At 66.2% G+C, this 22,363-nt stretch carries 23 protein-coding genes; 12 read left to right on the plus strand and 11 right to left on the minus strand.

Annotated features, from left to right (window positions below; genetic code table 11):
• Window positions 1-16: 16 nt before the first annotated feature.
• From panC to V5G24_RS13860, 5 genes are all read left to right on the plus strand, one after another.
• Window positions 17-862: a pantoate--beta-alanine ligase gene (gene panC, locus V5G24_RS13840; protein WP_394081986.1), complete on the plus strand. Its 846-nt coding sequence runs from the start codon at window positions 17-19 to the stop codon at window positions 860-862.
• A gap of 33 nt (window positions 863-895) precedes the next feature.
• Window positions 896-1,135: a DUF6894 family protein gene (locus tag V5G24_RS13845; RefSeq protein WP_394081984.1), complete on the plus strand. Its 240-nt coding sequence runs from the start codon at window positions 896-898 to the stop codon at window positions 1,133-1,135.
• Between the two features lie 108 nt (window positions 1,136-1,243).
• On the plus strand, window positions 1,244-3,310 hold the full coding sequence (locus V5G24_RS13850) for a hypothetical protein (protein WP_394081982.1): 2,067 nt from the start codon (window positions 1,244-1,246) through the stop codon (window positions 3,308-3,310).
• Window positions 3,311-3,344: 34 nt separating this feature from the next.
• The gene (locus V5G24_RS13855; RefSeq protein ID WP_394081980.1) at window positions 3,345-3,617 is read left to right on the plus strand and encodes a helix-turn-helix domain-containing protein; all 273 of its coding nucleotides are present in this window, start codon (window positions 3,345-3,347) and stop codon (window positions 3,615-3,617) included.
• Window positions 3,618-3,756: 139 nt separating this feature from the next.
• Window positions 3,757-3,975, plus strand: coding sequence for a hypothetical protein (locus V5G24_RS13860; protein ID WP_394046263.1), 219 nt, complete (start codon window positions 3,757-3,759; stop codon window positions 3,973-3,975).
• A 121-nt stretch (window positions 3,976-4,096) separates the two neighbouring features.
• Here V5G24_RS13860 and V5G24_RS13865 read toward each other — a convergent pair whose 3' ends face one another.
• From V5G24_RS13865 to V5G24_RS13880, 4 genes are all read right to left on the minus strand, one after another.
• The gene (locus V5G24_RS13865; protein ID WP_394081978.1) at window positions 4,097-4,612 is read right to left on the minus strand and encodes a DUF4142 domain-containing protein; all 516 of its coding nucleotides are present in this window, start codon (window positions 4,610-4,612) and stop codon (window positions 4,097-4,099) included.
• Between the two features lie 69 nt (window positions 4,613-4,681).
• Entirely contained in the window at window positions 4,682-5,371 is a 690-nt protein-coding gene (locus V5G24_RS13870) for an O-methyltransferase (protein ID WP_394081976.1), read from the minus strand.
• A 51-nt stretch (window positions 5,372-5,422) separates the two neighbouring features.
• Window positions 5,423-5,854 carry a DUF6163 family protein gene (locus V5G24_RS13875; RefSeq protein ID WP_394081974.1) on the minus strand — a complete coding sequence of 144 codons (432 nt, stop codon included), beginning with the start codon at window positions 5,852-5,854 and terminating at the stop codon, window positions 5,423-5,425.
• Entirely contained in the window at window positions 5,851-6,921 is a 1,071-nt protein-coding gene (locus tag V5G24_RS13880) for an enoyl-CoA hydratase/isomerase family protein (RefSeq protein WP_394081972.1), read from the minus strand. Before V5G24_RS13880 ends, V5G24_RS13875 begins: the two co-directional genes overlap by 4 nt.
• A gap of 221 nt (window positions 6,922-7,142) precedes the next feature.
• On the opposite strand from V5G24_RS13880, the gene hemB reads away from it, so the two are divergent.
• The 3 genes from hemB to V5G24_RS13895 all read left to right on the plus strand — a co-directional run bounded on the left by hemB (window position 7,143) and on the right by V5G24_RS13895 (window position 10,363).
• Window positions 7,143-8,189, plus strand: coding sequence for a porphobilinogen synthase (gene hemB, locus V5G24_RS13885; RefSeq protein ID WP_394081970.1), 1,047 nt, complete (start codon window positions 7,143-7,145; stop codon window positions 8,187-8,189).
• Window positions 8,190-8,362: 173 nt separating this feature from the next.
• A complete protein-coding gene (locus tag V5G24_RS13890; RefSeq protein ID WP_394081968.1) occupies window positions 8,363-9,622 on the plus strand; it encodes a threonine ammonia-lyase in 1,260 nt (419 codons plus the stop codon).
• A gap of 63 nt (window positions 9,623-9,685) precedes the next feature.
• Entirely contained in the window at window positions 9,686-10,363 is a 678-nt protein-coding gene (locus V5G24_RS13895) for a hypothetical protein (protein ID WP_394081966.1), read from the plus strand.
• Between the two features lie 41 nt (window positions 10,364-10,404).
• On the opposite strand, the gene ggt is transcribed toward V5G24_RS13895, so the two are convergent.
• Entirely contained in the window at window positions 10,405-12,174 is a 1,770-nt protein-coding gene (ggt, locus tag V5G24_RS13900; RefSeq protein WP_394081964.1) for a gamma-glutamyltransferase, read from the minus strand.
• Between the two features lie 192 nt (window positions 12,175-12,366).
• Between ggt and V5G24_RS13905 the strand changes: the two genes are divergently transcribed.
• From V5G24_RS13905 to V5G24_RS13915, 3 genes are all read left to right on the plus strand, one after another.
• Window positions 12,367-12,894 (plus strand): RDD family protein, encoded by a 528-nt coding sequence (locus tag V5G24_RS13905; protein WP_394081962.1) that lies wholly within the window; start codon window positions 12,367-12,369, stop codon window positions 12,892-12,894.
• Between the two features lie 82 nt (window positions 12,895-12,976).
• The gene (locus V5G24_RS13910; RefSeq protein ID WP_394081960.1) at window positions 12,977-13,726 is read left to right on the plus strand and encodes an arginyltransferase; all 750 of its coding nucleotides are present in this window, start codon (window positions 12,977-12,979) and stop codon (window positions 13,724-13,726) included.
• An 88-nt stretch (window positions 13,727-13,814) separates the two neighbouring features.
• Complete coding sequence (locus V5G24_RS13915; protein WP_394081958.1) at window positions 13,815-14,522, plus strand: MarC family protein; 708 nt, start codon at window positions 13,815-13,817, stop codon at window positions 14,520-14,522.
• Window positions 14,523-14,556: 34 nt separating this feature from the next.
• Here V5G24_RS13915 and V5G24_RS13920 read toward each other — a convergent pair whose 3' ends face one another.
• Both V5G24_RS13920 and parC read right to left on the minus strand, forming a co-directional pair.
• Window positions 14,557-16,323, minus strand: a complete 1,767-nt coding sequence (locus tag V5G24_RS13920) for a chloride channel protein (protein WP_394081956.1) — start codon at window positions 16,321-16,323, stop codon at window positions 14,557-14,559.
• A gap of 4 nt (window positions 16,324-16,327) precedes the next feature.
• Window positions 16,328-18,568 (minus strand): DNA topoisomerase IV subunit A, encoded by a 2,241-nt coding sequence (parC, locus tag V5G24_RS13925; RefSeq protein ID WP_394081954.1) that lies wholly within the window; start codon window positions 18,566-18,568, stop codon window positions 16,328-16,330.
• A 281-nt stretch (window positions 18,569-18,849) separates the two neighbouring features.
• Here parC and V5G24_RS13930 point away from each other — a divergent pair, with 281 nt between their 5' ends.
• On the plus strand, window positions 18,850-19,140 hold the full coding sequence (locus V5G24_RS13930; protein WP_394081952.1) for a hypothetical protein: 291 nt from the start codon (window positions 18,850-18,852) through the stop codon (window positions 19,138-19,140).
• Here V5G24_RS13930 and recO read toward each other — a convergent pair.
• From recO to lepB, 4 genes are read right to left on the minus strand one after another with little or no spacing between them, the layout of a single operon-like run.
• Window positions 19,134-19,889, minus strand: a complete 756-nt coding sequence (recO, locus tag V5G24_RS13935) for a DNA repair protein RecO (RefSeq protein ID WP_394081950.1) — start codon at window positions 19,887-19,889, stop codon at window positions 19,134-19,136. The two genes, V5G24_RS13930 and recO, sit on opposite strands and share 7 nt — an antisense overlap.
• Before the next feature lie 7 nt (window positions 19,890-19,896).
• Window positions 19,897-20,832, minus strand: a complete 936-nt coding sequence (gene era / locus V5G24_RS13940) for a GTPase Era (RefSeq protein WP_394081948.1) — start codon at window positions 20,830-20,832, stop codon at window positions 19,897-19,899.
• Window positions 20,829-21,539 (minus strand): ribonuclease III, encoded by a 711-nt coding sequence (gene rnc, locus V5G24_RS13945; protein WP_394082123.1) that lies wholly within the window; start codon window positions 21,537-21,539, stop codon window positions 20,829-20,831. Before rnc ends, era begins: the two co-directional genes overlap by 4 nt.
• Window positions 21,536-22,288: a signal peptidase I gene (gene lepB, locus V5G24_RS13950; RefSeq protein ID WP_394069451.1), complete on the minus strand. Its 753-nt coding sequence runs from the start codon at window positions 22,286-22,288 to the stop codon at window positions 21,536-21,538. Before lepB ends, rnc begins: the two co-directional genes overlap by 4 nt.
• Window positions 22,289-22,363: the final 75 nt, after the last annotated feature.

Genomic DNA, 22,363 nt, shown 5'->3' on the forward strand with positions numbered 1-22,363 from the left:
CCGCGGGAGAGACACGATGGCGGGCAAGCCCGAAGTGGTGGAAACGGTCGATGCGCTGCGGGCCCAGGTGGCCGCATGGCGCGCCGCGGGGGAGAAAGTCGCTCTGGTGCCGACCATGGGCGCCCTGCACGAAGGACACATCGCGTTGGTGCGCCAGGCCAAGACGCTGGCGCGGCGGATCGTGGTCTCGATCTTCGTCAACCCGACCCAGTTCGCGCCTAACGAGGATTTTTCCCGCTATCCGCGCACATTCGACAATGACCTCGCCTTGCTGGCGGCTGAGGGCGTGGACGTGGTCTACGCTCCCACGGCCGCCGATATGTACCCGCAGGGTTTCGCGACCCATTTCGCCATGGGCGGCCCGGCGCTCGGGCTCGAGACCGATTTCCGCACCCATTTCTTCGCTGGCGTCGCGATCGTGGTGAGCAAGCTGCTGATCCGCACCGGGCCGGACTACGCCATGTTCGGCGAGAAGGATTATCAGCAATTGAAGGTGGTCACGCGCCTCGCGGCCGATCTCGACCTGCCGGTGGAAATCGTGCCCGGCGCCACGGTGCGCGAGCATGACGGGCTCGCCCTATCCTCCCGCAATCGCTATCTCTCGCCCGAGGAGCGGGCGATCGCGCCGGTGATCCAGCAGGCGCTGAAGGACGCCGCCGCCGCGATCCGGGCCGGCACGCCCGCCGATACCGCGTCAGCCGCCGCTGCCGATCGCATCGCCGCCGCCGGGCTGAAGGTGGATTATGTGGCCGCGCGCCATGCCGAGAGCCTCGCGCCGTTGGCCGGTCCGGGCGAACCCATACGGCTGCTGGCCGCCGCATGGCTCGGCAAGACCCGGCTCATTGATAATATCGGCGTTTGACGCCCACGCACTCCACCAGCAGGAGCCGCGCTTATGCCTCGCTATTTCTTCCACACCCAGTTCGGCGCAGAGATGCTGAAGGACGAGAGCGGCATTGTGCTGCGCGATCCCGACGCTGCATGGGAAAAGGCGCAGGCACTTGCCGCCGCGCTGCTGGCGACGCAGGCGGGCGATGCGCGCCTGCTCGCCGCGATCATCGCCGTGCACGATGAGGCGGGGGAGATCGTGCTGGAGTTTCCGGTCTCGGAGGCCATCCGGCACGACGGGCATTAGGCCTTGCCGCTGCACACGCGGGGCTTTCCCACCATCGTGCGGACCGTTAGCGTAAGCGCAATCTCTGTTTGTATGTCATGCCGCCAAGCTGGCGAAGGCAAGGGTTCAATGAAGGACGCGCTTGTAGTTCTGGGCATGCACCGCGGCGGCACGTCATCCCTCGCGGGGACGCTGGTGCATCTCGGCGCGGCGCCGCCGAAGACGCTGATGCAGCCGACAGAACACAATGTCCTTGGCTATTTTGAATCGACGCGCATGCATCATCTCAACCAGGCGATCCTCGAATCCGGAGGATCGGACTGGGACGACTGGCGGGCCTTCAACCCGCGTTGGAAAGACAGTGCGGTTGCCCGCACCCTCGCCGAGACGGCACGCGAGACGCTTGAGGACGAGTTTGGCGGCGCACCGCTGATCATGCTCAAGGACCCTCGGATCTGCCGGCTGGTTCCGTTCTGGTTTGAAGCGTTGCGGGCGACTGGCTATACGCCTTACGCCCTCCTGCCGATCCGCAACCCGCTGGAGGTCGCGCTTTCGCTACGCCAGCGCGACGGACTGCCGATCGCCCATGGCCTGCTTGTCTGGCTGCGTTATGTTCTGGATGCTGAGCGCACCACCCGCGCGACACCGCGGGATGTCATATCCTGGCGGGCATTGCTGACGGACTGGCGCGGCACGCTCGAAACCGCGAGCGCGCGGCTCAATCTCATTTGGCCGCGCGTGTCTGATTTCTCGGCCGCCGAAATCGACAACTTTCTGTCAGATACACTGCGCCGCCAGCGGATTGATGATCCCAACTGGCGCACACGGCCTGAAATTCACGAATGGGTCCGCCTCGCCCACGACGCCCTCGACGAACTCACCCGCACCCCCAATTCCAACAGCGCCATGGAGACCCTAGACCGGGTTCGCACCGAGTTCGACCAGGCATGCCTGATCTACGGACCCGCCCTTGCCGCGCTCCAGGACAGGCTTGTCCGCAGCGATCTGCTTGTAGAAAAGCTCTCCGAGCAAGCCGAGTCGGGTGAAGCCTCCCGCCTCGAGATGGAGGCGCTGCGCGAGCGGATCCGCGAACTCGAGGCCGCGGCTTTCGCCCTCACCACGGACCGCGATGCGATCCGGGCGCATGTGGACAATCTGCAAGCCGCCCTCGACGCCGCCGAGGCAAACCCCGCCGCCTTCGAGGCCGAACGCGCGGCGCTGGCGGCCGAGATCGAGCGGCTGAACACCGCGCTTCAGGTCGCCGGGGAGAGCCTCGCCGCGGCCGAGACGCGCCTCGCCGAAGAGATCGAGGCACGGCAAGTTCTGGCAACCCGCGCCTTGCAGGCCGAGACGGAACTCGAAGCGGCACGTGCTGAATGTTCCAACGCGCGGGCACGCGCCGAGGCCGAAGCGACGCAATCCACCGCATGGATCGAAGAAATCTCGGCCCTCACCAAGGACCGCGACGCCGTTCACGCCCATTCCCTCGGTCTACAGGCAATGGTGGAGCAGCTGGAGGCTGAGGTTGCCACGGTACGGGGCGAATTGGCCCATGCCATTATGGATCGCGATGTGGCACGCGCCCAGGCCCATGATGTCGAGCGTCTGTTCGAGGAAACGCGCCGCCAGAACGAGGACGCCATCAAGGCCGCTTATGAGGCCGAGCTCTCCGCGCTCCGCGCCGCGCTCGAGGCGAAATCCCTTGAGGAAAACATACCGAAGGAAGAAGCGCTCAAGGAAGAGGCGCGCGGGTTGCGCAACGAAATTCACGACCTCACCAACGCGGCGGACGCCCTGCGGATCGATCGAGACGCCGCCCATGCGGATTCGCGGCGGATGGAGGCCGAGCTTTCCGAACTTCGGGCCCTGATCGCTGCCAAGTCGCTTGGCGAAGAAGCCGGATCGGCGGAGCTGCGCGAGGAAGTGGCGACCTTGCATGAGGAGGTGGCCGCGCTGACGGCGGATCGCGACGCCGTGCATGCCCATTCGCTGCGGATGGAACGCGGCCTCAGCACCGCGCGTTCGGAATATATTGACCTTGAGCGCCAGACCACGGCCGTCCAGGCCGAGCTCAACCGCGTGCTGGAGCTTCGTGCCGCCAGCCGGCGACGTGCGCGCAAGCTGATGGGCTCCAAACTCGCGAAATGGCTCGTCCCCGACGTGACGCCAAGCAATCCGCCGCAAGGCGATGCCTGAGACGCCCCTAATCTCCAGCCCAGACGGAGCCCACATGCTCAATGCCCCGATCCTCCGCCAGCAGATCAAGGCCGCCCGCGCGCTCCTCGGCTGGACCAAGGGCGATCTCGAACGCACCAGCGGGATCCCCACGGCAACGATCAAGGCCATCGAGACCGGCGGCCTGAACGACCAGCCCGAGGCATTGCAGCGCATGCGCGCCGCGCTCGACACCGCCGGCGTGGAGTTCATCGAAGCAGGGGTGCGGCTGCGCCCCGCGGGCGAATGCCTCCGCGCGGACCAGCTCAATGCCTCGAACGATGATTAACTCGTTCTTCGCCGGCCAGGGCTAAAAAGCCCGCGCTTGTCGGCGGCCCGCTATGGTCTATCTTTCCAAGCGGGCCGCGCGCGCATCAAGAACGCACCGCCTTCATCCTGGGGGCGGAGCGCGGGTTTGGGAGACAGAAATGCTGAAGCAGCCGCGTGAACAGTTCATCGAAGGCCTCGGCGTCATCGAGACCACCCAGACCGACAATATCCTGCGGTGGGACGGCGACATGGTCTATGTGGAATATGACGTCTACCACAACGGCCAGATGGTTCATTCCAAGTATAAAAAGCGCGTGACGCGCGAAGTCGCGACAGCTTTGCTTGCCGTCCTCACGGAAAAATCCGCCTCGAACTGAGGTGGTCTGAGTCTAAATGGCGCGGCATGGGCACCGCCGGTGCCGCGCATGAATCCTTTGCCGGTCGGGACTTTTTACTGCTTGGGACTTTTCCCGATTGGAATTTGCGGCCCTATCGCGCTCAGGTCCGGATCTGGATCTGCTTGACCTGCTCAAAATGGCGCTCGAGCATGGGCAGAGTCTGAGCGGCATAATCCTTCAGTGCCGTCTGGTCGCCCTCCTTGGCGAAGCTGGCGAAGATGCCGATCGCGGCATCATGCACGCTGGTCTGCATCTGGACGAACAGCGTATCGAAATCCGCGCCGGTCGCCGCCTTGAGCTGTTCGATTTTCGCTTCATGCTTGGCATCGAGGGAACCGGGCACCACGATCTGCCCATCGGCCTTGGCTGCCGCCGCCTTCAGCCCGGCCAGGGCGTGCGTGTGATCCGCGACCAATCGCGTCGCGAAGATCTTGATTTGCGGGCTTTCGCTTTTTTCCAGCGCGAGACGGCCGGCCACGATCTCGAAGCGGTCGGCAATCCCGGCCGCCTCGACGAATTTCGGCCCGGAGAGCGTACCGGTCAATTGAGCCTGCGCCAGTGCCGGAGCGAGCAATAGGGCGAGACAGGCGAGGATGAGGGTCTTGATGCGGGGCATGGGCGCCTCCTTCCGTCGCGGAAGAAACCCTCCGCAATGGCCGGCGGTTCCCCGCACGGCCGCCCAGCCTTATGCGGGATCCCTCACAAAGGTCAGCGCGAAACCGTCATATCCCTTGCTGCCCACGGTCTGGATCGCCGTCGAGGTCAGGCGCGGATCGGCCGCCACGAGGTCAAACAGGCGCCGCACGCCCTGGACGCGCGGGTCTTCGCTGGCCTCATCCGCCACCGCGCCGTCGCGGATCACATTGTCCCACACGATCAGCGTACCCGGCCGCGACAGGCGGAGCGCCCAAGCGAGATAATCGGGATTGCTCGGCTTGTCGGCGTCCACGAAAATCAGGTCAAAGGGCCCGATCACGTCGGCCTCCAGGGTCGGCAAGGTCTCAAGCGCGCGGCCGACCCGCAGGTCGATTTGCTGCGAAAGGCCGGCGCGCCGGAAATTCTCCCGCGCCACCTGCGCATAATCGCCATCGGCCTCCAGCGTCACCAGCTTGCCGTCCGCCGGCAGGGCGCGGGCAAGCCAGATGGTGCTGTAGCCGCCGAGCGTGCCGATTTCGAGAATCCGCCGAGCCTTCACCATGCGTGCGAACAGGGCCAGCATCTGCCCTTGCGCCGGCGAGACGTTGATCGGCGGAAGACCGGCTGCGGCGCTCGCCTCCAGCACCGCATCGAGCACCGGATCGGCCGGCACGAGCGCATTGACGATATAATCATCGACGCGGGTCCACCGTTGCTGGTTGAGATCGGCGTCGCTCATATGCCCTCCCCGGTCCGGTTCACACGCGCTTCGTGAAACACGAAGCGGTGCTCAATCCTCGTCGCTCTCCCGCGCGGCGCGGATGGAGAGCACTGCATAGGCCACCACCAGCCCGAGCTCGAACAGCGTCAGGATCAGCAGGCGCCCCATGCCCGCCGGTGCCCAGGCGCCCAGGATCACCTGGCTCAGCGTCGCCAGCAGCCACAGCACCACCGCCCAGCCGGCGCCGAGCCACAGGCCGACCCCGGCGATGGGATCGATGATCGCCGCCCAGATGATCGCCGCCTGGACCGACGGCGGCAGGCTCTCGAAGGAATTCGTCGCGCCATCGCCGACGCCGCAGATGATCGCCCAATGATAGACGCCCTCCGCCAGCAGGAAGAGCGCCACCGCCCGCAGGAAGAACACCAGCCGACGACGCCAGGGCGTAAGGCGCTCCAGATGGGCGCGGGCACTGGCGTCGATGGGATCGTAATGGGTCATGCAGGGTCCGGCGTGAACGTCAGTTCATGGTCGATGGGCGCGAAATGGCCGGCGATGACCGCCGGATCGATATCTTCCAGCCGCGCCGGTTGCCAGCGCGGGGCATTGTCCTTGTCGACGATCACCGCGCGCACACCTTCGTAGAAATCGTGGGCGCGCGCCACCCGGTTCACCACCCGATATTCGGCGACAAGACATTCCGCAAGGTCGAGGGAGGGCCCGCGCCGCATCTGCTCCATGGCGATGGCGACCGAGGTCGGGCACTTGGCGCGGACGGTCGCCGCGCTGTCGCGGGCGAAGGCCGCATCCTCGCCCGTACCCGCGCCGATCTCGTCCAGGCGCCCGAGGATCGCCCAAATGTCCGGCTGGCCGAATGCATCGGCGATCACGGCTTTGTGCCGGTCGAGCGGCGCGGGGCCGGGATCGGCCGCATGGGCCGCCAAGGTCGCCGCCACGTCACCGCCGGCAACGAGCGCTTCCTCCAGCGCCGGAAAACCGGCCGAGGGAACGAAATGCGTGGCGAGGCCGGCAGAGAGCGCGTCCGCCGCCTTGATGCGCGCGCCGGTCAAGGCGAGATACACGCCCTTCGCATCCGGCAGGCGCGGAAGGACATGAGTGCCGCCCACATCGGGAAACAGGCCGATGGCCACTTCCGGCATGGCGAACAGATAGCGCTCCCCCGCCACCCGATAGGGGCCATGGGCGGAGAGGCCGAATCCCCCGCCCATGCAGATGCCGTCGATCAGCGCGACATAGGGCTTGGGATAGGTGCCGATATAATGATTGAGCTGATATTCCTCGAACCAGAAGCGCAGTGCATCGTCCACCTGTCCGACGCGCCCATGCTCATAGATGGCGCGGATGTCGCCGCCGGCGCAGAACGCCTTCTCGCCCGCCGCCTTGATGATGACGCGCGTCACGCCCGGGTCTTGTGCCCAGGCCTTCATCTGGGGATGGATCGCGCGCACCATGGTGTGGTTCAGCGCGTTGAGGGCCTTCGGACGGTTCAAGGTGATGACGCCGGCTTCCCCCCGGCGCTCCAGCAGGACGTCTGGCTCGGTGCTCACGGCGGCTCCTTAGGAGAGATGATGCGGGCGCGCGCCCGCCGGATCAGGCCCCGCGAGGGTTAGACGGCGCGCCCGCGCGCGTCAACGCAGGGGTGCGAATAGAGACGCTCTCGGTGCGCGTCACCCCGCCGCTCGCCATCGTCTCGCCCTCGCGCGGATCTAGGCCTATAAGGAATGCCTTGCGGCCTTCAAGGTCGCCGCACCATCGCGAGTGCCCGTCCATGTCGTCTCCCGTTGCCCGTTTCCCCGCCGCCCTGCCCGCCAATCCGGCCGCTGAAAGCCTTGATCTGGTGCAACGCCTGCGACGCAACCGCAAATCGGGCTGGGCGCGGCGGCTGGTGCGGGAAAACACGCTGACGGTCGATGATCTGATCTGGCCGGTGTTCGTGGTGGAAGGCACCGCGACGCGCACCCCAATCGCCTCGATGCCGGGGGTGGACCGCCTGTCGGTGGACGAGATCGTGCGCGCCGCCGAAAGCGCCGCCAAGCTCGGCATCCCCGCCATCGCCCTGTTTCCCTATACCGAACCGACGCTCCGCGACCCGACCGGCAGCGAAGCGCTGAACGAGCAGAATCTCGTGTGCCGGGCGCTGCGCGCCATCAAGGCCGAGGTGCCGGACATCGGCCTCATCACCGACGTGGCGTTGGACCCTTACACCAGCCACGGCCATGACGGCCTGCTGGAGGGCGAGCGCATCCTGAACGACGAGACGGTGGCCGTTCTCGTGCATCAGGCGATCGTGCAAGCCCAGGCGGGCGCGGACGTGATCGCCCCGTCCGACATGATGGACGGCCGCGTCGGCGCCATCCGCGCCGGGCTCGACCGCGCCGGCTTCGAGGACGTGCAGATCATGTCCTATGCGGCGAAATATGCTTCCGCCTTCTACGGCCCGTTCCGCGACGCCATCGGCACCGCGAAAACCCTCACCGGCGACAAGCGCACCTATCAGATGGACCCAGCGAACGGCGCCGAGGCGCTGCGGGAAGCCGCGCTCGACGTGGAAGAGGGCGCCGACATGCTGATGGTGAAGCCCGGCCTGCCCTATCTCGACATCGTCTATCGCCTCAAGGAAGCCTTCGGCCTGCCGACCTTTGCCTATCAGGTGTCGGGCGAATACGCGATGATCGAGGGCGCGATCCGCAACGGCTGGCTCGACGGCGAACGGGTGGTCGAGGAAAGCCTGATGGCGTTCAAGCGGGCGGGCGCCGACGGCATCCTCACCTATTTCGCGCCCCGCATGGCCGAGCGGCTCGCCGCCCGCCGCTGAGCGGTTCCTGTTGGATGCTTCCGCCGTTGCGGGAGGTGCGGCCCTCGGGACCTGAGGCCGCTGCCCATTGGCGATGCCGCGCCGGATTCGGCTGGCGCGCGCCGCCCGCAAACGACACTTTTGAACTTCGGGCGCATCGTCCGCGCTTCGTTCGCCCAATCCGAGGACTGCCCATGCGCGCCGACGCGCTTTCGACCGGTCTTGCGCCCCTGCCCGTCACACTGGCAGATCTCCTGGCGGCGCGCAGCATCGTTGAAGCTGCCGTGGTGCGAACCCCGACCCTGCGCGCGCCGCGGCTCTCCGCCCTCACTGGCGCGGACGTGTGGGTGAAGTACGAAACCTTCCAGATGACCGCCTCGTTCAAGGAACGCGGCGCGGTGGTGAAGCTGTCCCGCCTCACGCCCGAGGAGGCCAGGCGCGGCGTCATCGCAATGTCGGCGGGAAACCACGCCCAGGCGGTGGCCTATCACGGCACGCGGCTCGGCATTTCCACCACCATCGTGATGCCCGAGAGCACACCCCAGGTGAAGGTGGCCGCCACCGAGGCGTTCGGCGCCCGCGTGGTGCTGCACGGCGAGGGCGTGGGCGATGCCGAGCTGGAAGCCCTGCGCATCGCGGCGGAGGAAGGCCGTGTGTTCGTCCATCCCTACGAGGACAGGGACGTGATCGCCGGCCAGGGCTCCATCGGTCTTGAGATGATCGAGGACGGGCCGGCCTTCGACCAGCTCGTCGTGCCGATCGGCGGCGGCGGACTGATCTCGGGTGTTGCGCTGGCGGCCAAGGGCCTGTCGCCGGCGACCGAGGTGATTGGCGTCGAAGCCGCGCTCTATCCCGCCATGTGGTCTGCGCTGAAGGGCATCGCCCGGCCCTGCGGCGGCCCGACGCTGGCGGAAGGCATCGCGGTGCGCAACGTCGGCACCATGACCGCGGCGATCATCCGCCGCCTCGTGTCCGATATCGTGCTGGTGGAGGAGACGCGGCTTGAGCAAGCGGTGAACGCCCTTTTGACCAATCAGAAGGTGCTGGCCGAAGGCGCCGGTGCCGCCGGCCTCGCCGCCATGCTCAGCGATCCGGAGCGGTTCAAGGGCAAGACCGTGGGCCTCATTCTGTGCGGCGGCAATATCGACCCGCGGGTGCTGGCCAGCATCCTGGTGCGCGAGCTGGAGCGCGAGCAGCGCATCGTCTCGTTTCGGCTGACCATATTGGACCGCCCGGGCATGCTCGGCATGATCACCACGCTGCTGGGCCAGCTCGGCGCCAACATCCTGGAAGTGCACCATCGCCGCACCTTCCTGGATGTTCCGGCCAAGGGCACCCGGCTCGATCTGACGGTGGAAACCCGCGACGCGCGGCACGCGGAAAAGATCCAGCGCGCGCTGGAAGCCGAGGGCCTGCCTGTCGAACGGTTGGGCGCCGGTGGCACCGAATGGTGAGCCGCGCCTGAATCCGGCTGCGCGCCCTCGACAAGCCGCGCCCCAACCCATCATGTTTGCCCCATGAAGCCGCTCTTTCAGACCCTGCTGGTGCTTTTGTTGCTCACCGTCTCGGTGGGGCTGCTGATGCACCTTGCCGATGACAAGGCGCACCTGTGCGATTTCGACCTGCCCGCTGGCGGGATCGGCTGCTATCTGCGCCAATACGGCGACCTGGCCGGCGGTCTGCTGGGCGCCGCCGGCACCATCTTCGCCGGCTGGATCGCTTGGCTCGGGGTGCAGGGACAGATCAACAAAGGCGAAATTGCCTTCCTGCAGGAACGTCGCGACGCCTCCGCCGAAGCGCTGTACGGACTGAACTTTCTTCAGTCCATCGTCGACGACTGGTTGTCCGGATTTGGCGCCGCCGATCCGGTCTGCGCCTACCCCAATATCGAGGTCCTCCGGCGACTGCAGAAACGCGGCATGCTGGAGCATCTGAACTTCGCCCCCTCTGCCGGCACCTTCCTGGCGTGGCATCTGGCGAAGGAATTGCTGAAGCTGCGCACGGCCTTTTCCCGGCTCGATGCTTTGCCCGACGATGATAAATTGCGCGAGGCGGAGCAGCTGGATACCGAGCAATTGATCGCCGAAGCCCTCGACGGACTGCGGGAGATCAAGGCTCAAGTGGGTCTAGCTATCGCCCGCGAGCAAGCGACGCAGGCCGATCTGACCGCCCGCATCGCACGCGACATGCGCTGAGGCGCATCAAAACGCACCATGCGCTGAAGCAAAGCGGCGTGTCACGGCGCCACGGCGGCCCCGGCCGGGCGGCGGTTGTCATTGGCGCCATAGACCGTGCCGGGCCGCGGCTTCCAGAGCCGCAGCGTATCCGAACCGAAGGCCGGCTGCTGCGCCTGGGCCGGGCCCGCGTCCGGGAATTGGATCGCCTCCACCGCGCTCCACGGGCGTTGCACCACCACCTTGTGGCCCTTCTCCACCAGCAGGCGAATAGTGTCCGGCGACAGGGCATAGGGCTCGGCGAACAGCACGTCGGGCAGCCATTGATGGTGAATGCGCGGCGCGTCCACCGCTTCCTGGAGTGTCATGCCGTGGTCGATCACGTTCACCAGCGTCTGCACCACGGAGGAAATGATTCGCGATCCCCCTGGCGAGCCGAGGACGAGATAAGGCTTGCCCTCCCGCACCACGATGGTCGGGCTCATGGAACTGAGCGGCCGCTTGCCCGGCGCGATTGCGTTGCGCGCCCCCTGGACGAGGCCGAACGCATTGGAATTGCCCGGCTTGGTGGTGAAATCGTCCATGGTGTCATTCAGGAACACCCCGGTGCCCGGCGCCATGACGCGCGCGCCAAAATAGGCGTTGAGGGAATAGGTCACCGCGACCGTGTTGCCGGCCGCGTCGGCGACGGAATAATGGGTCGTCTCGGTGCCCTCATGGGGGGCGGACGAGGGATCGTCCAGCGTCGAGACGGCCGCGCGGGCAAGATCGATGCGCGCCCGGATCGCCACCGCATAGTCCTTCGACAGCAGCCGCTCTAGCGGATTGGCGCCGAACGCGGGATCGATGAGCGCGGAATTGCGGTCGATGAAAGCCTGCCGCATCGCCTCGGCCATCATATGCACCGTCTCCGCCGCACCCGCGCCGGACGAAGACAAAGGATAGCCCTCAAGGATGTTCAGGATCTCGCAGATGGCCGTGCCCCCCGCGCTGGAGGGCGCCGCGGTGAGAATGTCATAGCCGCGATAGGTGCAGCGCAGCGGCTCGCCCACGCGCACCGCATATGTGGCGAAATCCTGCGCGCTCAGCAGGCCGCCGCCCGCCGTGCTCGCGGCGACGATGCGCCGGGGAATCTCGCCGCGGTAGAAGGCGGCAGGACCGCTGGCCGCGATGGCCGAGAGGGTCGAGGCAAGATCGCTCTGCACCAGCCGGTCGCCGGCCTTGAGCGCGGCGCCATCCTTCAGGAAAATCGCGGCGAGGGTGGGATCGGCGCGGAACGCCTCGGTGCCGGTGGCGAGGATGGCCGCGTCCCCTGCGGACAGCACATAGCCTTCCCGCGCCAGGGCGATCGCCGGCGCCATCACCTGGGTGCGCGACATGGTGCCGAAACGCTCCAGCGCGGTATCGAGGCCGAGCACCGATCCCGGCACGGCCACGGCGCGCCAACCCTTCAGGCTCGCGTCTGGAACCAGATTGCCGTCACCATCCAGGAACATGCCGGCGGTGGCCGCGCCGGGCGCGGCTTCGCGGAAATCGATGAAGGTCGCGGTGCCGTCGGCGAGGCGCACCACCATATAGCCGCCACCGCCGAGATTGCCGCAGCACGGATGTACCACGGCCAGCGCATACCCCACCGCCACCGCCGCATCCACCGCATTGCCGCCGCGCCGCAGGATATCGGCGCCCACCCCGGCGGCGATCGCCTGTTCGCTCACCACCATGCCGCCCTGCCCCTCTACCGGCCGGGGGGAAATGGCGAGCGCCGCGCAGGTCGATCCGAGAAGGAGAAGCGTGAGCAAAATGGCACGGCGGGCGGCGGCGAAAACATCCATGGGCAATCCGGTCCTGAGAGACGATCACACGGGCGCCGCCCTTGTCCGACGCCACATGGGCGAGGGCGTGGCGGCACCGGCTAGGTTTGCCAAAATGCGGAGCGCGCATCCAGGGCGCCGCTTGCACCCTGCGGCCGGTTCTTGCGCCCCAAGGTGAGGCACACCACCTTATTGCGCATGGAGCGAAATGAGATGACATACACGCCCGGTGACAGCCGTCCTTACTCGGATTCGACGCGCCCGCATGCCTTCGACACGGTCACCCAGCCGGAATATTTCGAAGGTGTGCTCTCGCGCCGCCTTGTGGCCTTCGCCGTCGACGCGACGATGATCATCGGCCCGATCGTTCTGCTGGCCGTCTTCATCTTCGTGTTCGGCATCTTCACCTTGAGCTTGGGCTGGATGCTGTTTCCCCTGCTGGGACCGGCGTTCGTGATCTGGGCCATTTGCTATAACGCACTGACCCTTGGATCTCCCGCTTCGGCCACGCTCGGCATGCGGCTGATGGAGCTGGAAATGCGCACCTGGTACGGTGCGCCGGCTTATGCCGTGCTCGGCGGGGTGCATGCGGTGGCGTTCTGGGTCTCGGTGAGCGTGTTCACGCCGTTCGTCTTGCTGGTGGCATTGTTCAATGATCGCCGCCGGCTGCTGCATGATTTCCTGGTCGGCGCGGTGGTGGTGAACACCGAATCGCGCGCCGCGCTGCTGCGCCGCAGCTAAATTTCGCAAGGCGGGGGGCGCAAATTCTTTTGACCGACTCGACCCTGGGAGCGATGCTCACACAATTCGAGGCCTGAGTGTCGTGACCGAGCATCCGCGTGACACACCGCAATTCTATCTGACCGCACCTTCGCCTTGCCCCTATCTGCCGGGCAAGGAGGAGCGGAAGGTGTTTACGCACCTTGTGGGCGAACGCGCGACCACGCTCAATGATGTCCTGACCCAAGGCGGATTCCGCCGCAGCCAGTCAATCGCCTATCGTCCGGCCTGCGAGGGGTGTCGCGCCTGCGTCTCCGTGCGCATCTGCGTGGACGAGTTCACGGAAAGCCGCAGCTTCCGCCGCGTGCTCGCCGCCAATACCGACATCGGCGGGGCGCTGCGCGAGACCGTGCCGACCTCCGAGCAATATGCGCTCTTCCGCTCCTATGTCAGCACCCGCCACGGTTCCGGCGGCATGGCGGACATGAGCGTGCTCGACTATGCCATGATGGTGGAGGACACCCATGTACAGTCCCGTCTGGTGGAATATCGAAAGCTCGGGCCGGACACGCGCATCAACGGGCGCGGCATCGGCGATCTGTTCGCGGTGGCTCTGACCGATGTGCTGAGCGACGGGCTCTCCATGGTCTATTCCTTCTACAACCCCAATATCCCCGACCGCTCCCTGGGCACGTTCCTGATTCTCGATCACATCGCCAAGGCGCGGGCGATGGGCCTGCCTTATGTCTATCTCGGCTATTGGGTGAACGGCTCGCGCAAGATGGACTACAAGCGCCGCTTCCTGCCGCAGGAGCGCCTTTCCCCGCAGGGCTGGGAGCGGGTCGAAGCTTGAGCACGCCGGGCCACTCGTCCACAACCTTGCAAACCCGTGGCGAAAGCCGCAAACGGCGTGCGGCGGCATGGCCGTGGGAGGCGCTCGGGTGAGCCAGTTTATCAACGTTTTTCTTGCGGTGTTCGCCGCCCTGTTTCCGGTGGTCAATCCGCTGGGCGGCGCGCCCATTTTCTACCAGTTCACACGCGGCGCCTCGCCGGCGACGCGGGCGATGATCGCGCGCAAGATCGCCACCTATGGCTTCGTCCTGCTGCTGTGCTCCATGGTGCTCGGCTCGCACATCCTCACCTTCTTCGGCATCAGCCTGCCGGTGGTGCGTGTGGGCGGCGGCATGGTGGTGGCGTTCGTCGGCTGGCAGATCCTGCACCAGGGCAATGCCCCGGCAGACCGGCAGACCGACAACAGCTCCCAGCAGGATGTCGACGTGTCCCGGATCGAGGATCAGGCGTTCTATCCGCTCACCATGCCGCTGACGGTAGGCCCGGGCTCGATCGCCACAGCCATCGCGCTGGGCAGCCAGGTTTCGGCGGGAACGACTTTTTCCTACACCATCGCGGCGCTGGAAGTCGCGGCGGCAGTGCTTGGCCTGCTCTCGATCTCGATCACCATCCTTCTGGCCTATCGCTATGCCGGCGATATCGAGCGCATCCTGGGGCCGAACGGCACCAATATCCTGGTCCGCCTGTTCGCCTTCGTGCTCCTGTGCATCGGCCTCCAGATCATGTGGACCGGGGCGAGCGAACTGCTGAGCAGCCTGCCGATTCCCCACCAGGCCGCCAGGCCCTTGGGCGGATAATCCTCGGGCGGATAAGGCCCGGGGCCGATAAGCCTCAATCCCCGCCGGAGAGATCGCGGCGGGCAATTTCCACCTCGTGCGCGTAGCGGCGCAGCGCCTCGACCTCGTGCAACTGGCCGAGAACCTGGCCGGTGTCGGGATCGACCACCGCCAGCATCTCCGCATTGGCATCGCGGAACACGCCCGCCGCCTCGGTGACATTCATGTCGGGATGGAGAATGGCGTTGCGGTGCTGGGCAAACGCGTCGATCGGCCCGTCCTGTCCGGCCGAATAGACCCGCGCCACCCGCACCAGCCCGGCATAACGCCCCTCGGCGTCCAGCAGCGTGACGTGCCGGATCTGGCCGAGCGGAAAGGCGGCGCGGAAGGCGGCCTGGGTCCCGTCGGCGGAAAAGGTCGCGCGCATCGGCTCCATCAGCCGGCCGACCGTGAGGTCCCGCAACCACCCGACGTCGTGTGCGCCGCGGATGCTCTCCCCCCGCAGGTGCAGCCGCCAAGTGGAGAAGGAATAACCGAAGGTTTCCCGCACCGTGAGGGAGCAGGCGATAGCGGCGGTGAGGACGAGGCCGGAAATGGCGAGATCGCCCGTGGTCTCAAGGGTCAGAAAGGTCATGGTGAACGGCCCGCCGACGATGCCAACGGCGAGCGCCGCCATGCCCACCACGGCCGAAACCACGGGATCGACCGGGAGGCCCGCGAACGCGGCTGCTCCGGCGAACAGCTTGCCCATGAGCGAGCCGAGGAACAGCGCCGCCAGAAACAGGCCGCCGCGAAACCCCGATCCCAGCGACAGGGAAGAGGCGCAGATCTTCAGCAGGAAGACCAGAAGCACCGACACGGTGACACCGGTCCCCACCTGGATATGCAGCGCCCCCTCCCCGCTCGACATGATCTGCGGGCTATAGAGGGCGAGGGCCCCGACGCCCAGTCCACCGATCATGGGCCGCAATGGGGCGGGCACACCGCTGAGCTGGAAGCCCTTCTCGACCAGAGTGACCAGCCGCATGATGGCGATCGCGACACCGGCTCCGATCAGGCCGAGCAGGATGAAGGGCGGATAGTCCGCGAGCGTCAGGTCGGGAATCGGCGGCACGATGATGGGAAACGGCTCCGCCCCGAGGGTACGGACGGTCAGAACCGCGAGCAGAGCCGCGGTCATCACCGGCGCGACCGAGGGAATGGCGTAAACCCCGATGATCAGCTCGAAACCGTAGAAGGCACCGGTCAGGGGCGCATGGAACGCGGCGGCGATGCCGGCCGCCGCGCCGGAGCCGACCAGCACGCGGCATTGCCCCCGGCTGAGGCCGAGCCGGCTGGCGATGGTTGAGCCTATGCCGGCCCCCGCCTGGCTATAGCCCGCCTCCATGCCGACCGACGCGCCGAAACCGTTGCAGAGCATGACCTGGACCGAGAGAATGGCGCTGTCGAGCAAAGACATCCGCCCGCCGTGGAGCGCGTTCGCCTCGATCGGGTCGCGGATTCCGCCGGGCCGTACCTTGCGCACGATCCAGGCCAGCAGGCCGATCGCCAGGCCGCCAACCGCCGGGATCAGGTACATATAAGGCTGCGACAGGCTGGGAAGACGGCTGAGCATGCCGTCCGTTCCGGCGCCGAACAGGATGGCATGCATCCATTTGGCGCCGCTGCTGATCGCCATCGCAACCGCGCCGGAAAGGATGCCCACCACGGCCGCAAGCAGCACCAGGCGCAATTCCCCGCGCCGGTGCGTGCTGGCCGCAAGGGCGGCAAGGCCGGAGTTGGCGGCAGAAGCGCGGCCGCGCGTTTCGACCGCTTCCGTCATGGCGTCAGCCGAACTTATTGTTGCGTGGGAATCCCTTGGGCGGCAGGCGGCCGGACGAGGCACGCTCGCCCTGCCATTCCAAAAGCTCGCTGACCGTCCAGGTGCGGCCGGAGGTATCCTCCCAGGTGAGGCCGTCGGCGATCGCGAACACCTTGATGTCCGAGAGGCCGCCCTCGCGGTAGCGCTGCAACCGCACGCCCCGCCCGCGCACCATTTCCGGCACCTGGCTGAGCGGGAACAGCAGCAGCTTGCGATTGTCGCCGATCACCGCCACCCAATCGCCCACCGCCGGCACCACGGCGGTGGCGACGTCCGGCGCATCCATGGACAGCACCTGCTTGCCCTTGCGGGTGTTGGCAAGGCAATCATCCTCCGCCACCAGGAAGCCGCGCCCCTCGCGCGAGGACACCAGCAGCTTGCGCCCGCCCTGATAGGCGAAGACGCTGACGATCTCCGCTTCCTGCTCCAGGTCGATCATGAGGCGGATCGGCTCGCCATGGCCGCGCCCGCCCGGCAGCTTGGAGGCATCCAGGGTGTAGAAGCGGCCATTCGTCGCCCAGACCATGACACGCGACGTGGTCTCGGCGAAGAAGGCGTGGGCGAGGCTGTCGTCGCCCTTGAACTGAAGGCCGGAGAGATCCGCCACATGGCCCTTCAGCGCGCGGATCCAGCCCTTCTGCGTGACCACGATGGTGACCGGCTCGCGCTCCACCAGCGCCTCGCTGAAGGCATCCTCGTCGAACACAGCCGCGACGCCGAAGCTGGTGCGGCGGCGACCGATGGCGGTGTCCGGGCCATAGAGCTTATGGGTCTCGTGGATCTGCTTGCCGATCGCCTTCCACTGGGCCGGCTCGGATCCCACGAGCTTGTTGAGCTGGTCCTGTTCCTTGCTCAGCTTGTCGTGCTCCTTGCGGATTTCCATCTCCTCCAGGCGGCGCAGGGAGCGCAGGCGCATGTTGAGGATGGCTTCCGCCTGCACGTCCGTGAGCTCGAACGTGGACATGAGCGAAACCTTGGGCTCGTCCTCCTCGCGGATGATGCGGATCACCTCGTCGAGGTTGAGATAGGCGATCAGATAGCCGCCCAGAACCTCAAGCCGGTGCGCGATCTCGCCCAGGCGATGACGCGAGGAGCGCAGCAGCACGTCGCGGCGGTGGGCGAGCCATTCGCGCAGCGCGTCGGCGAGCGAGAGCACCTTGGGAATCTGCCCGCGCACCAGCACGTTCATGTTCAGCGAGACGCGGGCCTCAAGCTCGGTGAGCTTGAACAGGCTGGCCATCAGGACTTCGGCATCCACCGCGCGGGTGCGCGGCTCCAGCACCAGGCGGATGTCCTCCGCGCTCTCGTCGCGCACGTCGGCAAGCAGGGGCAGCTTCTTGTCGGTCAGCAGCTCGGCGATCTTCTCCACCAGGCGCGACTTGGGCACGCCATAGGGAATTTCCGTCACCACCACGAGATAGGTGCCGCGGCCGGTGTCTTCCTTGTGCCAGCGCGCCCGCACGCGGAACGAGCCGCGCCCGGTGGCATAGGCTTCCGCGGCGCCGACGGGATCCTCCACCAGCACGCCGCCGGTGGGGAAATCCGGGCCGGGCACGAATTGCAGCAGGTCGGAGGCTGGCGCGTCGGGATGGTCCAGCAGATGGAGCGCGGCATCCAGCAATTCGGCGGCATTGTGCGGCGGGATCGAGGTCGCCATGCCGACGGCGATGCCCTGTGAGCCGTTGGCCAGCAGGTTCGGGAAGGCGGCCGGGAGGACAACCGGCTCTTCCTCGGAGCCGTCATAGGTGGGGCGGAAATCCACCGCGTCGTCGTCGATGCCGTCCAGCAGCAGACGCGCGGTCTCGGTGAGGCGCGCTTCGGTGTATCGCATGGCGGCGGCATTATCGCCGTCCACATTGCCGAAATTGCCCTGTCCGTCCACCAACGGATAACGCTGGGCAAAATCCTGCGCCAGGCGCACCAAAGCGTCATAGACCGCTTGGTCGCCGTGCGGGTGGAACTTGCCGATCACGTCGCCCACGACACGGGCGCATTTCTTGAAGCCGGCTTCCGGATCCAGCTTCAGCAAGCGCATCGCATGGAGGATGCGGCGGTGGACCGGCTTCAGCCCGTCGCGCGCATCGGGCAGCGCACGGTGCATGATCGTGGAGAGGGCGTAGGCCAGATAGCGTTCTTCGAGCGCCGCCTTCAGTTCGACCGGCTCGATATTGCCATCGCCTGGGGGGGGAAGTGTGCGGGTAGCCATGGGATCGCACTAGCGCGCCCTGCGTCGCGGCACAAGCCGGTGCACCTTCGTGCACAGGTTTGTCACACCCGAAACACCCGAAGGCCTCAAGACTGAACAAAATCGCAGATTTGATTTATCTATGTGAATAGGCGTTCAAGAATCATTGGCGACGTTACGTTTTTCGTTACCACGAATTAATCTGAAGTGATGCACGGGAACATAACCCCGACATCCGAGCGTTTCACCTTGTGCCCATACGCCGAATGGCGTCGCTTGGAGCTTCAGAGGAGAAGCTAAAAATGAAACGTCTTATGATTGCTTTCTGTGGTGCGGCAGCACTCGGACTCGTCTCGCTGGCAAGCGGCGCAAACGCCACGCCGCTGACGCCCGCAAAGCCCCTCGGTCTCGCGGAAAGCGGCATTCAGGCCGAGTCGGTGGCATGGCGTCGCGTGTGCCGTCCGGTGACCCGCTGGGCCTATGGGCGCCGGATCGTCACCACCCGCTGCACGAGAGTGTGGGTCGGTCCGCCGCGCGGCCGCTATTATGGCCCCGCCCGTCCGGGTCCCTATTACGGCCCGCGTCCTTATTGATGTGATCGCTGCAACGGGGAGGCCCCAGCGGCCTCCCTCTTCAGGGCCGAGAGGAAGCTGTCGCGCGCATCCGGCAATCTCATGCCGCGCGGTTCGAATATTCGCTGGCTCAGAAAATACCCTGTGAGGACATAGGCCGCCGCCAGATCCTCCGCAGGAGGGGGCACCGGACCGCCGATGAGAAAGCTCGGCAAGGCCAGCAGCCGCTCCGCATAGGGCGCTCCAGCCCCCTCCGACACCGCCCGCCCGGTGCGCGGAGACACGAACACCAGATCATTGCGCCCCCCGGTGGCGGCGCAGGCGTCCAGTTCCAGCCCAAAGCCCAGTTCGGCCAGCATCGCCAGCTCAAACCGCGCCAGAAGCACCCCGGCGGAGTCCGGATCCTCGATGGCATCGAGGATCGCCGCAAGCACCTCGTAAAGACCGGGATGGGGATCGCGTTCCGCCAGCAGGTGCAGCAGGCTCGCCATATGGCTCAGGCCGAAGGCGGCATGGGGCACACGGATCATCAGGTCCGTGCGCACAGTGAGCGCCTCGAGCGAATAGAGCCCCAATTGCCCGTCGAGCCGCGCGCGCCAGACAGCGCGCATCACGTTGCCCGGCTGCACAAGCGGCGCGTGGCGCTTCGATGTGGCGCCCCGCAGAAGCCCGAGATGGCGCCCGTGCTGGCGCGTCATCAATTCGACGATGGCACTGCTCTCCCCGTGCCGCCGCACGCCGATCACGATGCCCTCGTCGGTCCATTCCACGGCGGCGTCAGTCCCCCCGGGGGAATTCCAGGCCCATTTCGCGATAGCGCTCGGGATCGTCGGCCCAATTCTCGCGCACCTTCACAAACAGGAACAGGTGCACCGGACTTTCGACGATCTCCGAGATTTCCTTGCGGGCTTCCGTGGAAATCGCCTTGATGGCCGCACCGGCCTTGCCGAGCACGATCTTGCGCTGGCTTTCCCGCTCGACGAAAATCGTCTGCTCGATCCGCACCGAACCGTCACGCAATTCCTTCCACGAATCGGTCTCGACGGTGGAGCGATAGGGCAGTTCGTCGTGCAGGCGCAGGAACAGCTTCTCGCGCGTCACTTCCGCCGCCAGCATGCGCATGGGCGCGTCGGTGATCTGGTCTTCGGGATAGAGCCACGGCCCATAGGGCATGGATTGCGCGAACCAGCGCTTGATGTCCTCGATCCCGTCGCCCTTGAGCGCGGAAATCAGGAACACCTTCTCGAACGGCAGGCGCTCCGTGAGCCGCGCCACCAGCGCCAGCAGCGACTCGCGTTTCACGAGGTCGATCTTGTTGATGATCAGCGCGCGCGGGTGGCGCACCTGGCTCAAGGGCTCCAGCAGCGCCTCGATCTCGGCATCGACGCCACGATTGGCATCCACCAGCAGCGCCACCAAGTCTGCGTCCGAGGCGCTGGTCCAGGCCGTGGAGACCATGGCCCGCTCCAGCCGCCGCTTGGGCGAGAAGATGCCGGGCGTGTCCACCAGGATGATCTGCGCCGGGCCTTCAAGCACGATCCCGCGCACGATCGCCCGCGTCGTCTGGACCTTATGGGAGACGATGGAGACCTTGGTCCCCACCAGCGCATTGGTGAGGGTGGACTTGCCGGCATTGGGTGCGCCGAGCAGGGCGACGAAACCGCAGCGCGTCTGTCCCTCGGCCGTGCTCGGCGGGGTGACCGCGTCGTTCATGCTTCGCTCCCGGTGGGCACGCCCTCGCGGGCGAGAAATGCGGCGGCCGCAGCCTTCTGCGCCGCCTGCTTGGATGATCCTATGGCTTCCGCTGAGGCAAGACCAGGGAGTTCGACCCGCACACGAAAGCTCGGCGCATGGTCCGGTCCGCTGCGTTCCACGTCGCGATAGGAGGGCGGCGGCAGGCCACGGGCCTGGGCCCATTCCTGCAAATGGGTCTTGGCATCACGCAGCGGCCGGCGCGGGGCCAGCAGCCGGGCGCGCCAGAAACGCTCCACCAGCGCATGCGCGGCCTCATAGCCACCGTCGAGATAGACCGCGGCGACCACCGCCTCGGTCACATCGGCGAGGATGGTGCGGCGGCTGCGCGCGCCCGACTGGGTTTCGCCATTGCCGAGCCGGATGAAGGCGCCGATGTTCATGTCCTCGGCCACCTCCGCGCAGGCTTCCTCGCGCACGAGATCGGCCAGGCGGCGGGAGAGCTCCCCCTCCTCCGCCTGCGGGAAGGCCGCATAGAGCATGTGCGACACGATCGAGCCGAGCACATGGTCGCCGAGGAATTCGAGCCTCTGATACGAGCGCACGCGCGGCGCATCGCCCTTGACGACGCTGATGTGCGTCAGGGCCAGCTCGATGAAGCTGCGATCCGCGAAGGTATAGCCGAGATGGGCTTCCAGCGCGGACAGGTCTGACCCGACGCTGTTCATCGGACCATGCTGAACAAGCGTGACCACCGCACCGACCAGGGCCACGTCCAGACCTGCCAGGCCTGCGCGTGATCGTCGATGGAGAAGAAGATCAACTGCGCCTTGCCGATGAGATTCTCAAACGGCACATAGCCCACCTGGCTCAGAACGCGGCTATCCGCCGAATTGTCGCGGTTGTCGCCCATCATGAAGTAATGGCCCGCCGGTACGTTATAGACCTGCGTGTTATCGTAGAATCCATTGTCCACGAGATCGAGGGTCTCATAGGAGACGCCGTTCGGCAAAGTCTCCTTCCATCGCTTGACCGGCACGACGCGCCCGCTGCCATCGTCCTCGGTAATGTCCGAGAGGCGTTCGCGCTTCACCGGTACGCCGTTGATGTTCAGCACGCCGTCGATCATCTGGATGGCATCGCCGGGCATGCCGACGACACGCTTGATATAGTCGGTTTCATTATCGCGCGGCAGCTTGAACACAACCACGTCGCCACGCGTCGGCTCCGCCCCGAAAATGCGGCCGGAGAACAGATTCGGCGAAAACGGAATGGAAAAGCGGGAATAGCCGTAGCTGAACTTCGAGACGAAGAGATAATCGCCGATCAGCAGCGTATCCTTCATGGACCCCGACGGGATGTTGAAGGGCTGGAAAAGAACGGTGCGAATCACCAGCGCGATCAGAAGCGCGTGGATGATGACCTTAACGGTTTCTAGGAAACCGCCTTCCTTCTTGGAATCGCTGGCTGCGGTCATTGAGGGTCCGATGTATGGCGTGCGCGCACACTGTGCCGCAAACGTTGCCCAGAAGGCGGTCGCATGGACGCGCGG

Origin of the sequence: Roseixanthobacter finlandensis (genome assembly GCF_043195105.2) — a bacterium.
Lineage (GTDB): Bacteria > Pseudomonadota > Alphaproteobacteria > Rhizobiales > Xanthobacteraceae > NCEH01.

Coding starts and splice junctions, on each gene's coding strand:
- panC (WP_394081986.1), top strand. CDS start 17: ATGGCGGGCAAGCCCGAAGTGGTGGAAACGGTCGATGCGCTGCGGGCC.
- V5G24_RS13845 (WP_394081984.1), top strand. CDS start 896: ATGCCTCGCTATTTCTTCCACACCCAGTTCGGCGCAGAGATGCTGAAG.
- V5G24_RS13850 (WP_394081982.1), top strand. CDS start 1,244: ATGAAGGACGCGCTTGTAGTTCTGGGCATGCACCGCGGCGGCACGTCA.
- V5G24_RS13855 (WP_394081980.1), top strand. CDS start 3,345: ATGCTCAATGCCCCGATCCTCCGCCAGCAGATCAAGGCCGCCCGCGCG.
- V5G24_RS13860 (WP_394046263.1), top strand. CDS start 3,757: ATGCTGAAGCAGCCGCGTGAACAGTTCATCGAAGGCCTCGGCGTCATC.
- V5G24_RS13865 (WP_394081978.1), bottom strand. CDS start 4,612: ATGCCCCGCATCAAGACCCTCATCCTCGCCTGTCTCGCCCTATTGCTC.
- V5G24_RS13870 (WP_394081976.1), bottom strand. CDS start 5,371: ATGAGCGACGCCGATCTCAACCAGCAACGGTGGACCCGCGTCGATGAT.
- V5G24_RS13875 (WP_394081974.1), bottom strand. CDS start 5,854: ATGACCCATTACGATCCCATCGACGCCAGTGCCCGCGCCCATCTGGAG.
- hemB (WP_394081970.1), top strand. CDS start 7,143: ATGTCGTCTCCCGTTGCCCGTTTCCCCGCCGCCCTGCCCGCCAATCCG.
- V5G24_RS13890 (WP_394081968.1), top strand. CDS start 8,363: ATGCGCGCCGACGCGCTTTCGACCGGTCTTGCGCCCCTGCCCGTCACA.
- V5G24_RS13895 (WP_394081966.1), top strand. CDS start 9,686: ATGAAGCCGCTCTTTCAGACCCTGCTGGTGCTTTTGTTGCTCACCGTC.
- ggt (WP_394081964.1), bottom strand. CDS start 12,174: ATGGATGTTTTCGCCGCCGCCCGCCGTGCCATTTTGCTCACGCTTCTC.
- V5G24_RS13905 (WP_394081962.1), top strand. CDS start 12,367: ATGACATACACGCCCGGTGACAGCCGTCCTTACTCGGATTCGACGCGC.
- V5G24_RS13920 (WP_394081956.1), bottom strand. CDS start 16,323: ATGACGGAAGCGGTCGAAACGCGCGGCCGCGCTTCTGCCGCCAACTCC.
- parC (WP_394081954.1), bottom strand. CDS start 18,568: ATGGCTACCCGCACACTTCCCCCCCCAGGCGATGGCAATATCGAGCCG.
- V5G24_RS13930 (WP_394081952.1), top strand. CDS start 18,850: ATGAAACGTCTTATGATTGCTTTCTGTGGTGCGGCAGCACTCGGACTC.
- era (WP_394081948.1), bottom strand. CDS start 20,832: ATGAACGACGCGGTCACCCCGCCGAGCACGGCCGAGGGACAGACGCGC.
- rnc (WP_394082123.1), bottom strand. CDS start 21,539: ATGAACAGCGTCGGGTCAGACCTGTCCGCGCTGGAAGCCCATCTCGGC.
- lepB (WP_394069451.1), bottom strand. CDS start 22,288: ATGACCGCAGCCAGCGATTCCAAGAAGGAAGGCGGTTTCCTAGAAACC.